This window comes from Aeromonas sp. HMWF014 (assembly GCF_963878295.1).
GTDB classification, from domain to species: domain Bacteria; phylum Pseudomonadota; class Gammaproteobacteria; order Enterobacterales; family Aeromonadaceae; genus Aeromonas; species Aeromonas popoffii.
Genome location: NZ_CAWNYS010000192.1, coordinates 19,173 through 33,335 on the forward strand (window position 1 = coordinate 19,173; position 14,163 = coordinate 33,335).

Here is a 14,163-nt window from a genome sequence, read left to right on the forward strand (position 1 = left end):
GCTGGCGCGCCACTGATGCAGATCCAGCAGGCCCGCGCCCACATAATGGCAACCCTGGCCGGGGGCGACTCTCCCCGCGCCGACGCCGATGTGCTGCTCTGCCATCTGCTTGGTTGCCGACGCAGCTATCTGATGACCTGGCCGGAGCGCACCCTCGATGCTGCCCAGCAGGCGACCCTGCAGGGTTGGCTGAGCCGTCGTCTCAATGGCGAGCCCATTGCTCACCTGGTGGGTGAGCGGGAGTTTTGGTCACTGCCGCTCAAGGTGAGCCCGGCCACCCTGATCCCGCGCCCCGACACCGAGGTGCTGGTGGAACAGGCGCTGGCGCGGTTGCCCCCAAGGCCCGCTTCGCCGCATCAGGCGCCTTGCGCCTTGCTGGATCTGGGTACAGGCACAGGTGCCATTGCATTGGCGCTCAAGTCAGAGCGGCCGGATGCCGATGTATGGGCGGTGGATCGCATGCCGGAGGCGGCCGCACTGGCACGTGCCAACAGCGTCGCGCTGGGGTTACCCATCGAGGTGCGGGACGGCAGCTGGTTTGAGCCACTCTCGGGCGCGCCGCGCTTCGAGATGATAGTCTCCAACCCGCCCTACATCGACGGTGCCGATCCCCATCTGGCTGAGGGGGATGTGCGTTTCGAACCCCGCTCTGCTCTGGTGGCGGACGAGCAGGGGCTGGCAGATATCCGCCTGATAGTGGCCGGTGCGCCGGCCCATCTTTGCCCGGGCGGCTGGCTCTTGCTGGAGCATGGCTGGCAACAGGGTGAGGCAGTGCGTCAACTCCTGCTGCAGTGCGGCTACAGCCAGGTGGAAACCGTGCGTGATTACGGTGATAACGAGCGGGTGACCCTGGGGCGCCTGGCTCGGTGATGATGACGGGCGGGCCCGGCCTGCCCCTGTTCAAGGATATGTTATGTATGTTGTTCTCAAACATCTGCACCTGGTGCTGATCGCCTCGGCCGTGCTGATGTTTATGCTGCGTTTTTACTGGGTTCAGAAGGGGACGGGTGGTGCCTATAGCAGCCGGGTCCTGCAACTGAGCGGCTGGTTGAATGGGCTTGTGGTGCTCTCCGGCGTGCTGCTGTGCATGGTGCTGGATCTCAATCCGCTCAACAACGGCACCCCTTGGCTCAGCGAGAAGCTGACGGCCATCCTGGTGGTGGCATTTTTGGCCATGATGGCGCTGCGACTGGCCCGCAATAACGGTATCCGCTGGTTTGCCTTCCTCGGCGCCATCGGTTGGCTCTTCTTTATCGCCAAACTGGCCGTATACAAGCAGGCCAGTCTGTTCGGTTAAGGGTGATGACGATGATACGCGTAGACGAATGGACCGATTTCGAAGCCCACGATATTGCCGAGCTGGCGCTGTCGGTGAGCGACGAGATCCATGGTATCAGCGGTCGTGGCGAGGCCGATCTGGCCCGCCTCGATGCCTGGCTGGACGAGACGATCGACGAGGGCAATTGCGACGAGGTGCGCCGTCAGCTGCTGCAGGGTTTCTACCAGAGCATGGGTTTTCACGGTGACTGGCAGGATTACTTCTCCGCGGCCAATTGCGATCTGGCTCAGGTGCTCGCCCGCAAGCAGGGCATTCCGGTCAGCCTCGGCATCCTCATCATACAGCTGGGCCGCAAGCTCGGGCTGGATGTGGAGGGGATCTGCTTCCCCGGTCACTTCCTGGTGAGCTTCGCTGGCAGCGAAGGCGAGGTCTATGTAGACCCCTTCACCGGCGACGAGCTGAGCCTGCACCGCATCGAACTGCTGCTGCGCGGCGCCCTCGGCAATCTGGCCACCCTGACCGCCGAACACCTGCAGCCCTCGGGCCAGTGGGAGATCATCGAGCGGCTGCTCAACGTCAGCAAGGGTGCCCTGCTGCGGGAAGATCGCATGACAGAAGCGCTGCGCTGCAGCGAACTGCTGCTGCGCATGAAGCCTGGCGATCCGCTGGAAACGCGGGATCGGGGCTTCATCTACGAGCAGCTCGACTGTCCACGTTTCGCCGCCGACGATTTTGAATACTTTATTGAACAATGTCCGGACGATCCGGTGGCCGATGTGCTCAAGGTACAACTGGCCGCGCTGGATCTTAGCCCCAAGCCGCTCCATTAAGGATGCCCGGGAGCTGCCACAGAACAATATCAGTGCCGGTGTGCCCAAGGCGCAACGGACTAACAGGGATTCAAGCCCCGGGCCCCTTCACTCAAGGATGCCCGGGAGCTGCAACAGAAGAGTATCAAGGTCGGTGTACCCAAGGTGCAACGGACTAATTTGGATTCAAGCCCTTTCACTTAAGGATGCCTGAGATGGAACAGAAGAATATCAAGATCAATGACATCGATTTAGCCAACGACAAACCGTTCGTGCTGTTCGGTGGCATGAACGTGCTGGAATCCCGCGACATGGCGATGGCGGTGTGCGAGAAGTACGTGGAAGTGACCAGCAAGTTGGGTATCCCGTTCGTGTTCAAGGCGAGCTGGGACAAGGCCAATCGCTCCTCCATCCACTCCTACCGCGGCCCGGGTCTGGAAGAGGGGATGAAGATCTTCCAGGAGCTCAAGGCGACCTTCGGTATGCCAGTTATCTCGGATCTGCATGAGGTTCATCAGGCCAAGCCGGTGGCCGAAGTGGTTGACGTCATCCAGCTGCCCGCCTTCCTGGCGCGCCAGACCGATCTGGTGGAGGCCATGGCCCGCACCGGCAACGTCATCAACATCAAGAAACCGCAGTTCCTGAGCCCAAGTCAGATGAAGAACATCACCGACAAGTTTGAGGAGTGCGGCAACGACCAGCTTATTCTCTGTGAGCGCGGCGCCAACTTCGGTTATGACAACCTGGTGGTGGACATGCTGGGCCTGGGGGTGATGAAGAAGAGCACAGGCGGCTATCCGGTGATCTTCGATGTGACCCACTCGTTACAGTGCCGCGATCCGCTGGGGGCTGCCTCGGGGGGTCGTCGGGATCAGGTGACCGAGTTGGCCCGTGCTGGCATGGCGGTCGGCCTGGCCGGTCTGTTCATCGAGTCACACCCGGATCCGAAAGTGGCCCGTTGTGATGGCCCGAGTGCCCTGCCACTGGAGAAGCTGGAAGGTTTCCTCAAGCAGATGAAAGCCATTGACGATCTGATCAAGGGCTTTGAGCCCCTCGATACCTCCGCCTGATCCACAGCGCCAGTTTAGTGATGCCAAGTGCCCCGCCATGCGGGGCATTTTTATATCCAGAATATTTTCATTGAGGTCTTAAATAAATCACCGACCAAATATATCACGGTTGCTGTGGCGTTAATGATGTTAAATTCGTCGTGTGATTGATGTCTCTTAATTACTTCTTATAACGTGTGAAAGTGGCGCCGTTACGATGACGAAATAGCATGAAGCTGGCGAGAGAACGATGATATCTCGTTGCGGTTCCCTGCATGCTTATTTCTGCCTTATGGGACATTGATTAATTAACAGGACGTTAATAATGCGAAAGAAAATATTCAGCAGCCTTTATTTTCAGGTGCTGCTTGCGATCACCCTGGGGGTATTTCTGGGGCACATCTATCCTGACCTAGGGGCGGATATGAAGCCACTGGGTGATGGCTTCGTGAAATTAATCAAGATGATCATTGCCCCCGTTATTTTCTGTACCGTGGTGACAGGTATTGCTGGCATGGAGAGCATGAAGGCGGTGGGGAAAACCGGTGCCATCGCGCTGATCTACTTTGAAGTGGTAAGCACTATCGCCCTGGTCATCGGATTGGGCGTGGTCAACCTGCTGCAACCCGGGGTGGGCATGAACGTGGACCCCGCCACGCTGGATGCCAGTGCCATCTCGGCCTATGCCGAGCAGGCCAAGTCGCAGGGCATCATCGCCTTCCTGCTGGACGTGATCCCGGGCAGCGTGATCGGCGCCTTTGCCAGCGGCAATATTCTCCAGGTATTGCTGTTTGCGGTGCTGTTTGGTTTCTCCCTGCATCATATTGGCGAGAAGGGAAAATTAATCTTCAATGTCATCGACAGCTTCTCCCAGGTTATGTTCGGCATTATCAACATGATCATGCGACTGGCGCCGGTCGGGGCATTTGGTGCCATGGCCTTTACCATAGGGAAATACGGTATTGGCTCGCTGGTGCAGCTGGGACAATTAATCGCCTGCTTCTACTTGACCTGTCTGTTGTTCATTTTTCTGGTGCTGGGCAGTATTGCCAGGGCGAATGGTTTCAGCATCCTGCGCTTTATTGCCTACATCAAGGAAGAGCTGCTGATCGTGCTGGGAACCTCCTCTTCCGAATCCGTGTTGCCGCGTATGCTGGTCAAGATGGAGGCGCTCGGCTGCAAGAAGTCGGTGGTGGGGCTGGTGATCCCGACCGGTTACTCCTTCAACCTGGATGGTACCTCCATCTATCTGACCATGGCGGCCGTCTTCATCGCCCAGGCGACCAACACGCCGCTGGATCTGTTCCAGCAGATCACCCTGCTGGTGGTGTTACTCATCTCTTCGAAAGGGGCGGCCGGCGTCACCGGCAGTGGCTTCATCGTGCTGGCGGCTACCATCTCGGCGGTGGGGCACCTGCCGCTCGCCGGGTTGGCGCTGATCCTGGGGATAGATCGCTTCATGTCGGAGGCGCGTGCCCTGACCAACCTGATCGGCAACGGGGTGGCCACTGTGGTGGTGGCCCGCTACTGCGATCAGCTCGATGAGCAGCAGATGAACAAGGTGCTCGCCAACCCGGCCGCGGTGCAGAAGGTCGAGCAGCACGGATAGCTGGCGGTCTACCTGTGAGGAGAGGATGGGCAAGCACTGTTTCTTTCCCATCCCAAAACGCCCGCGTGGGTAATGCCAATCAGTTAACTCTTTTTGTGACTGAATATTTGAAATTTTGACTGGCAGGAACGGTGCCATGGTTAATGCGTCAATGTGGCTGACACCTTTGCCCTGACGGGCATCCAATAAAAAGAGGGAGGCATTATGCCTCCCTCACTCTTTGGCCCTTATACCCCGCGGGTTGGGACTCAAATTCTCTTAACTGACTTGCAATTAGCCCGCGTGGGCCGTTTTGCATGGTGCAGATGACCGCAGAGGAAATTACAGGCTCTGGGTAAAGGTACGGGTGACCACGTCACGCTGCTGCTCCGGGGTCAGTGCGTTGAAGCGCACGGCATAGCCAGAAACACGTATGGTCAGTTGCGGGTACTTCTCTGGATTGGCGATGGCGTCTTCCAGGGTTTCGCGGCGCAGCACGTTGACGTTCAGGTGCTGACCACCTTCCACGGCAGGTTCGGCTTGAACCGGCAGTTCACGGTATTCGAACTGACCCAGGTCAGAGACACTGACTTCCTGATCGGCGGCGAAGGTGTCGCCTTTGGCGCAGATGCAACGAGCCTGTTGCTTCTCTTCGTCCAGCAGCCAGAAAGAGTTCAGCAGCGCGGTGTTGGTGGACTGGGTGATTTGGATGCCCTTGATCATGGTATGACTCCTCATAGGAAAGCGGATTCAACTGTAAGGAGATTACCCTGATGTATTTAAACCACCGGGATGATTTAAAGGGCCCTTGCCTTACACCTTTACTTTGTTGGGTCATATATATCACGATGGTAATAATACGAAAATTGATCCAAATCAAAAAATGCGCAACTTGCACCTGTGTGTTGGGTTTAAATTATTGAGATTAATCAAAAATAGGTCATTTTTACGATTATATAAGATATCCAAATTATGCATCTTTTATTAATTAAATCTAGTAATTTAACTACATCTTATGGCTATTTCAGCCTGTGACAGTGCTGGCCCAGCCCGCTTCACCGGCAGAGTGTCGTGGCTCTGTGCCAGATGTCCGTCGTCCGGCAACCCCGGTGCTAGTCTCCTCCAAAAAGGCAGCGACTCCGCCAGGAGGGGCTCAGAGGAAGGCGCGGTCCCCGCCTGGGCACGCGTGGCGAAGAGAGCCGGTTCGGCGTCCCGCATTTTCTGCCGCTCTCGATGAGGAGGCATCATGTCCGTCACGACCCGCTGTATGGGGCTCAGCTGATGGCGCTGCGGTTGCGTCTTGCGGTCTGCCCCCCTATCCTGAGCCCCTTGCCGCATTAATTGAGGATACTGGGGTGCAGACTTGGACAGATGTACTGGATTCGGAGAAAGAGGAGAAAGGGAAAGGACCGCAGGGGTCTGATCCTGTCGCATTGATGGAGGGGGCTGGGGTGCCGAGCTGGACAGATGTGATTGGCTCTGAAAAAGATCAGGACTATTTCAAGGCGACCCTGGCGACCGTCAGGAGTGAGCGGGAAGCGGGCAAGCTGATCTACCCGCCTGCGACCGAGGTGTTCAACGCCTTCAAGCTGACCGAGCTGGATCGGGTCAAGGTAGTGATCCTGGGTCAGGATCCTTATCACGGCCCGAACCAGGCCCATGGCCTCTGTTTCTCCGTGCTGCCCGGCGTGCGTACGCCTCCCTCGCTGGTCAACATCTACAAGGAGATGCAGCGGGATCTGCCAGGTTTTGTCACACCCAATCACGGTTTTCTGGAGTCCTGGGCCCGGCAGGGCGTGCTGTTGCTCAATACGGTGCTGACGGTGCAGGCGGGCATGGCCCACTCTCACGCCCATCTGGGCTGGGAAACCTTCACCGACAGGGTCATAGAGCAGATCAATGCCAGCTGTCAGGGGGTTGTCTTCCTGCTGTGGGGAGCGCATGCCCAGAAGAAAGGCCGTTTCATTGACCGGCAGTGCCATCACGTGCTGAGTGCCCCTCATCCCAGCCCGCTCTCCGCCCATCGCGGCTTCATCGGTTGCGGCCATTTCTCCGAAACCAACCGTCTGCTGACCGAGCAGGGGATGAGCCCCATCAACTGGCATTCGGTCTGCGAATAGAGGACACCGAGTGGCCATGACTGTCGCCGGGTATCGAGCTAGGATGGCAGGAGCAGGGGGCTAGCATTGTGCGTCACTTGGCACTTTGTCTGCAGATGACTTGATTGAGTGCAAAGTTAGCGTGATAAATGACCGTATACTGGAGGCAGGATCGTCTCATTTCAGCGCAAGGAGTGCCCATGCTAGCCAGTCTGCACAAGGATCATCTCAACATCTCCAGGTTGCTGGCGCTGCTCAAACACAAGCTCGCCGTCATTCGCAATGAACAGCCGGTCAGCTACTTCCTGCTTCGGGACGTGGTTGATTATTTGCGGGAGGTCTCGGACAAGTACCACCACCCGAAAGAGGAGATGATCTACGACTACTACCTGAAATACCGGGTGGTGGAAGGCGAGGTTGCCAACCGGTTGCAGGAAGAGCACGCCAGATTGCTGGAGGCCGGCGCTGAGCTCAAGGAGATGGTGGAGATGATACTGATGGATGCCGTCATCCCGCTGGATCAGTTCACGGCAAGGCTGGAGCAGTTTGTGACGCTGCAAGAGGCGCACATAAACTATGAAGAGGGAGTCATCTTCCCCCATCTGCGTGATTCGCTGACCGAGGATGATTGGCGTCACCTGGAGCAGATCTGGCATAACCGGGCCATAGGGGATCCCCTGTTTGGCGCCGAGATCAGTCAGCACTTCCAGGCGCTGGCCAAACGCCTGTCGTTGCCACTCTCCTTCTGACCATCACAAGCCACTAAAAACAGCGCCCCGGGTAACCGGGGCGCTGTTTTTACAGTTCGATCTCTTCCGAGAGACCTTCGTAGGCGATGTCGATGGATTGCAGCTCCTTCTGCAGGCGATGCTTGTCTTTCAACGCCTCAATCTCACGCCATTTACGTTTCTTTCCCGTTGTTCCGCGGCTACGTGAACCGAGCTCAACCACATCGTCATAATCGAAGTTGAACATATCCATGGCTCCCTCCTTGGTTATTCTCGTTCTCATCACCCGTATAACATAACGCTATTAAAATTAAAACGTTTTCGTGACGAACTCATGACAGGGGATCCTGCGCCCATAAAAAAACCGGACTCCCTTGCGGGAGCCCGGTTTTTGTCTGCTCTTGCTGCCCGGATTAGAGGCGGCTGGCCAGCATGGTTTCCAGCTTGCCCTGGTCGACGGCGAACATGCGGATCCCTTCGCCCAGCTTCTCGACGGCCATGGCGTCCTGGTTCAGTTCCCAGCGGAATTCGGCTTCGGTCATCGGAGTTGGCTTCGGCAGACGCTCGCCTGTGTAGTTCAGCTTGCGCACCACGGCGCCTTCGGTCTTGCTCAGCTCTTCCAGCAGGGCCGGGCCTATGGTCAGGCGGTCACAGCCAGCCAGTTCCAGGATCTCGCCGGTGTTGCGGAAGCTGGCACCCATGACCACAGTCTGGTAGTCGTGCTGCTTGTAGTAGTCGTAAATGGCGGTGACGGAGACCACGCCCGGATCTTCGCTCGAGGTGTAGTCACGGTTGTGCTTGGCCTTGTACCAGTCGAGGATGCGACCCACGAACGGGGAGATCAGGAAGGCGCCGGCTTCGGCACAGGCACGGGCCTGAGCGAAGGAGAACAGCAGGGTCAGGTTGCACTGGATACCCTCTTTCTCCAGCACCTCGGCGGCACGGATCCCTTCCCAGGTAGAGGCCAGCTTGATCAGGATGCGATCGTTGCTGATGCCGGCTTCGTTGTAGAGGCGGATCAGTTTGCGGGCCTTGGCGATGCTGGCGTCGGTATCAAAGGAGAGACGGGCGTCCACTTCGGTGGAGATGCGGCCAGGAACTATCTTCAGCACTTCCAGACCGATGTTGACTGCCAGCTTGTCGCCCGCGTCGATGATTTGCTGTGCCTTGTCCTGGCTCTGGGATTTGGCCCAGTTGATGGCGTCTTCGATCAGTGCCGCGTATTCGGGGATCTCGGATGCCTTCAACACCAGGGAGGGGTTGGTGGTGGCATCGATGGGCTGGTAGCGCTTGATGGCTTCGATATCACCGGTATCGGCAACAACTGTGGTCAGGGCTTTCAGCTGGGTTAATTTATCGGCCATAGCAAATATCATCTCTTAATGAGGGAGGGATCCCTGGGTTGCGGGCGTGAGACGACAGTTCTGAAATAAAATTACAAAATCCCGGCGGCTCAGGCTCAGAAAAGCACGATGGGGGAGGCCCATCGCCATTGCCTGCCTAATTAATACGGATGTGGCGCATCCTGCAATAGGGGGGCTTGTATGCTTATCATCCAGTCGCCGGCAATGCGGAGAAGAAGGGGGTAAAAGTGATTGATAAAAAACGACTTTTATCCATTCTCTGCAAATGGATTTATCTCCCGATAAAAACAACTTTTTTGGTCGATCATCGGTTTTGTGTCCTCGGTCACATAAATTGTGTGGTTAGCTACTTGAAATTTTATTACGTGTAAAACGTTTGGCAAAACGGGGCCATTTTGAAATCCATTTCAGGTAAACGCTTGCGATCGTGGTTTGCTTCCCTGTGAACACATCTACCTCTATGTAGATAACTGTCGGGAGGTGCTCTTTTGGGGCTAATTTGTCAGCTGATTGATTGGATTCCAAGTTTTGTTGAAAATTTGCGTGTTAAATGAAGCGTTATTGTGGCGTACAGCTCGTTTTTGGTTTCTCAGTGATCGCGATCACTATTCTGAACTCCCTCGCTATGCTAGATTCCGCCCCTTTAGTGAACCGCTAATTCAGACACCGACAGCAAGGGGCCAGCGCAGACTGGCCATGGACGTGATAACAACGAGAGAAATATGGACACTTTGATCGCAATGCTAAACGACCTGATGTGGGGAGCCGTGCTCATCTACCTGCTCATCGGGGTCGGCATCTTCTTTACCTTTCGCCTGGGTTTTATCCAGGTCCGCCATTTCGGCCACATGTTCTCCGTGTTGCGCAATAGCCGCAAATCGGACAAAGCCGGTATCTCCTCCTTTCAAGCCCTCTGTACCAGCCTTGCCGCCCGCGTCGGTACCGGCAATCTGGCCGGTGTGGCCGTGGCCATTTACCTCGGTGGCCCGGGTGCCATCTTCTGGATGTGGCTGATTGCCTTCATCGGCATGGCGACGTCCTTCGTGGAGAGCACCCTGGCCCAGCTCTACAAGGTGAAAGACGAGGACGGCAACTACCGTGGTGGCCCCGCATACTACATGGAGCGCGGCCTCGGCATGCGCTGGATGGGGGTGGTATTCTCCCTCTGTCTGCTGCTGGCATTCGGCCTGGTGTTCAATGCGGTGCAGGCCAACTCCATCAGCCTGGCGATGAATGTGGCGTTTGGTATTCCTGATTGGGCGACCGGCCTGACGCTGGTGGTGCTCTCCGGCCTTATCATCTTCGGCGGCATTCGTGGTATCGCCCGTTTCGCCGAGCTGGTGGTGCCCTTCATGGCGCTGGCCTACATCCTGCTGGCGCTGGTGATCGTGGCGATGAATATCACCGAGTTGCCTCATGTCTTCATGCTGATCATCAAGTCCGCCTTCGGGATTGAACAAGCGGGCTCTGGTGCGATGGGTTATGCCATCTCCCAGGCGATGATCAACGGCATCAAGCGCGGTCTCTTCTCAAACGAAGCCGGTATGGGCTCAGCCCCCAACGCTGCCGCGACCGCGACCCCCTATCCGCCGCACCCGGCCTCGCAAGGCTATGTGCAGATGCTGGGGGTGTTCCTCGACACCATCGTCATCTGTACCTGTACCGCAGCCATCATACTGATGTCCGGCCAGTTTGAACCTGGCTCCGGCATCACGGGAGTCGAGCTGACCCAGCGGGCGCTCTCCTCCCAGATAGGTGGTGGTGGCAGCATCTTCATCGCGACGGCCATCTTCTTCTTCGCCTTTACCTCCATAGTGGCGAACTACTCCTACGCCGAGACTAACCTGGTGTTCCTGGAGCACAACCACAAGGGCGGTCTGGTGCTGTTCCGGATATTCGTGCTGGGCATGGTGATGTTTGGTTCAGTGGGTGAGTTGCCGACCGTGTGGGCCATGGCGGATGTCTCCATGGGGTTGATGGCTATCGTCAATCTGGTGGCCATAGTGCTGCTCTCCGGCGTGGCCATCAAGCTGGCCAAGGACTACAACGACCAGCTCAAGCTGGGCAAATTGCCCACCTTCGATGCTAACAAGTACCCCGAGATCCGCAGCCAGCTGGAAGAGGGGATCTGGGACACCCCCCCCCAGAGCAACAAGCAGGCCTGAGCCTGGTGTTAGCTGTTGTCTGATGAACAAGGGGAGCCACTGGCTCCCCTTTTGCTTGCGCGGGATCATGATTGGCGGTCGGCGCTATCGCTGTCCATCCCATGCGCGGCAGGTTTGGTGCAACTGTCGCAGCCAGATCCGCTGCCGTTGTCTCGGGGAGGGGGTGGGCTGGCGCGATTGATCTCGTCCGCCAGCAGTCGTGCTATGTGCTCTTGTCTCCTTTCGCCCCTACAGCTTATACGTCAGCGGTGGAGGGGTATCGAATGGGTAAGCCATTGAGCAAGGTCATTTTTGGGGCAACTTCACACAGACTTCACTCTGGCTCACAGTGGGCACATGGAGCTCATCTAGGCTTGCGCACGGATTGACTGTGCCAGCCATGGGGTTGGCGTTACCTACATTCATCATGAGACTCATCAAATGGAAAAAGCTCCAACCCGGTCGCTGCTGGTACTGAGTGCCCTGCTGCTCTCCCCCTTATCCCATGCAAAAGAAGCCGAGCCCCTGGCGGCCGTGGTGGATGGCGCCATCCGGCCTTTGCTCAAGGAGCACAGGGTTCCGGGCATGGCGGTCGCCGTGCTCAAAGAAGGCAAGGCGCATTACTTTAACTACGGGGTAGCGGATCAGGAGAGCGGTACTCGCGTCAGCGAGCAGACCCTGTTCGAGATTGGTTCGGTCAGCAAGACACTGACCGCGACCCTTGGCGCCTATGCCGCGGTCAAGGGTGGTTTTCAGCTGGAGGACAAAGTGAGCCAGCATGCGCCCTGGCTGAAAGGCTCCACCTTCGACGGCATCACCATGGCCGAACTCGCCACCTACAGTGCGGGCGGCCTGCCGTTGCAGTTTCCCGACGAGGTGGATTCCACCGACAAGATGCATGCCTACTATCGCCAGTGGACGCCAGCCTACCCGGCGGGGACCCATCGCCAGTACTCCAATCCCAGCATAGGCCTGTTTGGTCACCTGGCCGCGAATAGCCTGGGCCAGCCATTTGAGCAACTGATGAGCCAGACCCTGCTGCCCAAGCTGGGCTTGCATCACACCTATATCCAGGTGCCTGAGTCGGCCATGGCGAATTATGCCTACGGTTACTCGAAGGAAGACAAGCCCATCAGGGTCAATCCGGGCGTGCTGGCGGCCGAGGCTTATGGGATCAAGACCGGTTCTGCGGATCTGCTGAAGTTTGTCGAGGCGAACATGGGGTATCAGGGAGATGCAGTGGTAACAAGCGCGATCGCGCTGACCCACACAGGCTTCCATTCGGTGGGGGACATGACTCAGGGGCTGGGCTGGGAGAGCTACGCCTATCCGGTGACCGAGCAGACATTGCTGGCGGGCAACTCACCGGCGGTGAGCTTCCAGGCCAATCCGGTCACGCGCTTTGCGGTGCCCAAAGCGATGGGCGAGCAGCGGCTCTATAACAAGACGGGCTCGACCGGCGGCTTTGGCGCCTATGTGGCGTTCGTGCCGGCCAGGGGGATTGGCATCGTCATGCTGGCCAATCGCAACTATCCCATCGAGGCCAGGGTCAAGGCGGCTCACGCCATCCTGAGCCAGCTGGCGTTGTGATGATCATGCCTGCCTGACGGAATGACTTCTTCTGGGGTAAATAATGAACGCTTGTCAATACGCCGGGTCACCCCGGCGTATTTTGTCATTGTAGTCACCGGCTATCACAGCGGCTGGTCGCGGCAAGGAGAGCGCTGCTAACCTTGTCGCGGGTGGCTAGCCGTACTGCTCTTCCATCCAGGCTTCCAGAATGAGCTGGGCGGAGACCCCATCCACGCTGCCTTTGTCGAGCGCCTTGTAGCCACCCCGTTCAAACAGGCGGGCGCGGGCATCCGTGGTGGTGAGCCGCTCGTCCTTGAACTCCACCTGTTTGCCAAAACGGCCGTGCAGACGGTTGCCGAATTTGCGGGCCCGTACCGTGATCTCCTGCTCAGTGCCATCCATGTTCAGTGGCAGGCCGACCACCAGCAGATCCGGTTGCCACTCCTTGAGCAGCTTCTCGACGTCGTCCCAGTTGGGAATTCCGTCGTTGGCCTTGATGGCGCGCAGGGGCTGGGCTGTGCCGGTGAGCTCCTGGCCGATGGCGACCCCTATGCTCTTGGTGCCGTAGTCAAAGCCCATGATACTGCGTGATGACATAACTGATAAATCCTCGAAATAGAGAGCGGAGCGGGCCAGCCGATCAGCTGTGGCCGATGTCGCTGGAGAGGTGAACCGGATTCACCCCTATGCTGGCGGCGGCTTGCTGCCAGCGCTGATGGATTGGGGTCTTGAAGACAAGATCTGGATTGGGCGGGATCACCAGCCAGGCGCCGTCCACCAGCTCCTGTTCCAGTTGACCTGCACTCCAACCGGCGTAGCCGAGCGCCACCAGCCAGTGATCCGGGGCCTGCTCTGTGCCCAGGGTTTCCAGTATGTCCTTGGAAGTGGTGACCATGAGTTCATCCCCCACCTGCAGGGTGGAGTTGAACCCCGGGCGGAAGCTATGCAGCACGAAACCGCGATCGGCGTGTACCGGTCCTCCTTGTAGCACGGGTTGTTTGAGATCCGGGCTGGCCGGTGGGGCGAGCTTGAGCTGGGTCAGCATGGCGTCCAGCGACATGTCCACCGGGATGTTGACCACCAGCCCCATTGCCCCCGCTTCGTTGTGTTCGCACAGGTAGACCAGCGAACGCTCGAAATAGGGATCGGAGAGGCTTGGCATGGCGAGCAGGAAATGATTTTGCAGTGTTTGCATATGGGCCAAATATTGCAAAGGTATTTGGGGCAATTATGGCAGCTCACTCTATCGGGCAAAACTGCTTTTTATCGGTTGCGCTCCTTTCCATCGACATTGTCAGGATGGAGAGAACGTCATGGAGGCTGTTTCGATCAGACAGATGCTGATCCTGGGGCCCCTGCTGGCACCTGTGCTGCGCAAGGGCGCGCTGGGCGGGCTCACTCCCTCAGCGAGGTGATCTGTCATTTTCGTGATCGCATCACCCAGATCAACGGCATGGCACAGGAGCAGAGCAAGGTGACGGTGGAACCGTTCCGCTGCTGAGGTAGCGTGCCCCGTACGCTGGCGGGAAAC

The 14,163-nt window shown here is 57.7% G+C and carries 14 protein-coding genes; 9 read left to right on the forward strand and 5 right to left on the reverse strand.

The genetic code is table 11. The annotated features are described in order from the left end of the window. Positions 1-15 precede the first annotated feature (15 nt). The 5 genes from prmC to AAC083_RS07695 all read left to right on the forward strand — a co-directional run bounded on the left by prmC (position 16) and on the right by AAC083_RS07695 (position 4,746). On the forward strand, positions 16-870 hold the full coding sequence (gene prmC, locus AAC083_RS07675; protein WP_108536232.1) for a peptide chain release factor N(5)-glutamine methyltransferase: 855 nt from the start codon (positions 16-18) through the stop codon (positions 868-870). Positions 871-913: 43 nt separating this feature from the next. Beyond that, entirely contained in the window at positions 914-1,297 is a 384-nt protein-coding gene (locus AAC083_RS07680) for a SirB2 family protein (protein ID WP_042037515.1), read from the forward strand. An 11-nt stretch (positions 1,298-1,308) separates the two neighbouring features. Next, positions 1,309-2,109, forward strand: a complete 801-nt coding sequence (locus tag AAC083_RS07685) for a SirB1 family protein (RefSeq protein ID WP_108536233.1) — start codon at positions 1,309-1,311, stop codon at positions 2,107-2,109. Positions 2,110-2,303: 194 nt separating this feature from the next. Next, a complete protein-coding gene (kdsA, locus tag AAC083_RS07690) occupies positions 2,304-3,158 on the forward strand; it encodes a 3-deoxy-8-phosphooctulonate synthase (protein WP_108536235.1) in 855 nt (284 codons plus the stop codon). Between the two features lie 304 nt (positions 3,159-3,462). Continuing rightward, positions 3,463-4,746, forward strand: a complete 1,284-nt coding sequence (locus AAC083_RS07695; protein WP_108536236.1) for a dicarboxylate/amino acid:cation symporter — start codon at positions 3,463-3,465, stop codon at positions 4,744-4,746. A gap of 321 nt (positions 4,747-5,067) precedes the next feature. On the opposite strand, the gene grcA is transcribed toward AAC083_RS07695, so the two are convergent. Further along, entirely contained in the window at positions 5,068-5,448 is a 381-nt protein-coding gene (gene grcA / locus AAC083_RS07700; RefSeq protein WP_108536237.1) for an autonomous glycyl radical cofactor GrcA, read from the reverse strand. 728 nt (positions 5,449-6,176) lie between these two features. Between grcA and ung the strand changes: the two genes are divergently transcribed. Then, entirely contained in the window at positions 6,177-6,845 is a 669-nt protein-coding gene (gene ung, locus AAC083_RS07705) for a uracil-DNA glycosylase (RefSeq protein ID WP_108536247.1), read from the forward strand. 179 nt (positions 6,846-7,024) lie between these two features. After that, positions 7,025-7,573 (forward strand): hemerythrin domain-containing protein, encoded by a 549-nt coding sequence (locus tag AAC083_RS07710; RefSeq protein WP_108536238.1) that lies wholly within the window; start codon positions 7,025-7,027, stop codon positions 7,571-7,573. A gap of 49 nt (positions 7,574-7,622) precedes the next feature. On the opposite strand, the gene AAC083_RS07715 is transcribed toward AAC083_RS07710, so the two are convergent. Beyond that, the gene (locus tag AAC083_RS07715) at positions 7,623-7,805 is read right to left on the reverse strand and encodes a DUF3545 family protein (RefSeq protein ID WP_042037507.1); all 183 of its coding nucleotides are present in this window, start codon (positions 7,803-7,805) and stop codon (positions 7,623-7,625) included. Positions 7,806-7,965: 160 nt separating this feature from the next. Continuing rightward, a complete protein-coding gene (tal, locus tag AAC083_RS07720; RefSeq protein ID WP_146181613.1) occupies positions 7,966-8,916 on the reverse strand; it encodes a transaldolase in 951 nt (316 codons plus the stop codon). A gap of 722 nt (positions 8,917-9,638) precedes the next feature. Between tal and AAC083_RS07725 the strand changes: the two genes are divergently transcribed. After that, positions 9,639-11,081, forward strand: coding sequence for an alanine/glycine:cation symporter family protein (locus tag AAC083_RS07725; protein ID WP_108536240.1), 1,443 nt, complete (start codon positions 9,639-9,641; stop codon positions 11,079-11,081). A gap of 420 nt (positions 11,082-11,501) precedes the next feature. Next, positions 11,502-12,650, forward strand: coding sequence for an FOX/MOX family class C beta-lactamase (gene ampC, locus AAC083_RS07730; RefSeq protein WP_108536241.1), 1,149 nt, complete (start codon positions 11,502-11,504; stop codon positions 12,648-12,650). Between the two features lie 156 nt (positions 12,651-12,806). Here ampC and ruvX read toward each other — a convergent pair whose 3' ends face one another. Together ruvX and AAC083_RS07740 are read right to left on the reverse strand one after the other, a co-directional pair. After that, positions 12,807-13,229 (reverse strand): Holliday junction resolvase RuvX, encoded by a 423-nt coding sequence (ruvX, locus tag AAC083_RS07735; RefSeq protein ID WP_108536242.1) that lies wholly within the window; start codon positions 13,227-13,229, stop codon positions 12,807-12,809. Positions 13,230-13,272: 43 nt separating this feature from the next. Further along, positions 13,273-13,827, reverse strand: a complete 555-nt coding sequence (locus AAC083_RS07740) for a YqgE/AlgH family protein (protein ID WP_181364684.1) — start codon at positions 13,825-13,827, stop codon at positions 13,273-13,275. Positions 13,828-14,163: the final 336 nt, after the last annotated feature.

What these genes read in the sequence shown, in the direction of transcription:
- kdsA (WP_108536235.1), top strand. Translation starts at nt 2,304, where the DNA reads ATGGAACAGAAGAATATCAAGATCAATGACATCGATTTAGCCAACGAC.
- AAC083_RS07695 (WP_108536236.1), top strand. Translation starts at nt 3,463, where the DNA reads ATGCGAAAGAAAATATTCAGCAGCCTTTATTTTCAGGTGCTGCTTGCG.
- ruvX (WP_108536242.1), bottom strand. Translation starts at nt 13,229, where the DNA reads ATGTCATCACGCAGTATCATGGGCTTTGACTACGGCACCAAGAGCATA.
- prmC (WP_108536232.1), top strand. Translation starts at nt 16, where the DNA reads ATGCAGATCCAGCAGGCCCGCGCCCACATAATGGCAACCCTGGCCGGG.
- AAC083_RS07740 (WP_181364684.1), bottom strand. Translation starts at nt 13,827, where the DNA reads ATGCAAACACTGCAAAATCATTTCCTGCTCGCCATGCCAAGCCTCTCC.
- tal (WP_146181613.1), bottom strand. Translation starts at nt 8,916, where the DNA reads ATGGCCGATAAATTAACCCAGCTGAAAGCCCTGACCACAGTTGTTGCC.
- AAC083_RS07710 (WP_108536238.1), top strand. Translation starts at nt 7,025, where the DNA reads ATGCTAGCCAGTCTGCACAAGGATCATCTCAACATCTCCAGGTTGCTG.
- AAC083_RS07685 (WP_108536233.1), top strand. Translation starts at nt 1,309, where the DNA reads ATGATACGCGTAGACGAATGGACCGATTTCGAAGCCCACGATATTGCC.
- grcA (WP_108536237.1), bottom strand. Translation starts at nt 5,448, where the DNA reads ATGATCAAGGGCATCCAAATCACCCAGTCCACCAACACCGCGCTGCTG.
- ampC (WP_108536241.1), top strand. Translation starts at nt 11,502, where the DNA reads ATGGAAAAAGCTCCAACCCGGTCGCTGCTGGTACTGAGTGCCCTGCTG.
- AAC083_RS07680 (WP_042037515.1), top strand. Translation starts at nt 914, where the DNA reads ATGTATGTTGTTCTCAAACATCTGCACCTGGTGCTGATCGCCTCGGCC.
- AAC083_RS07725 (WP_108536240.1), top strand. Translation starts at nt 9,639, where the DNA reads ATGGACACTTTGATCGCAATGCTAAACGACCTGATGTGGGGAGCCGTG.
- AAC083_RS07715 (WP_042037507.1), bottom strand. Translation starts at nt 7,805, where the DNA reads ATGGATATGTTCAACTTCGATTATGACGATGTGGTTGAGCTCGGTTCA.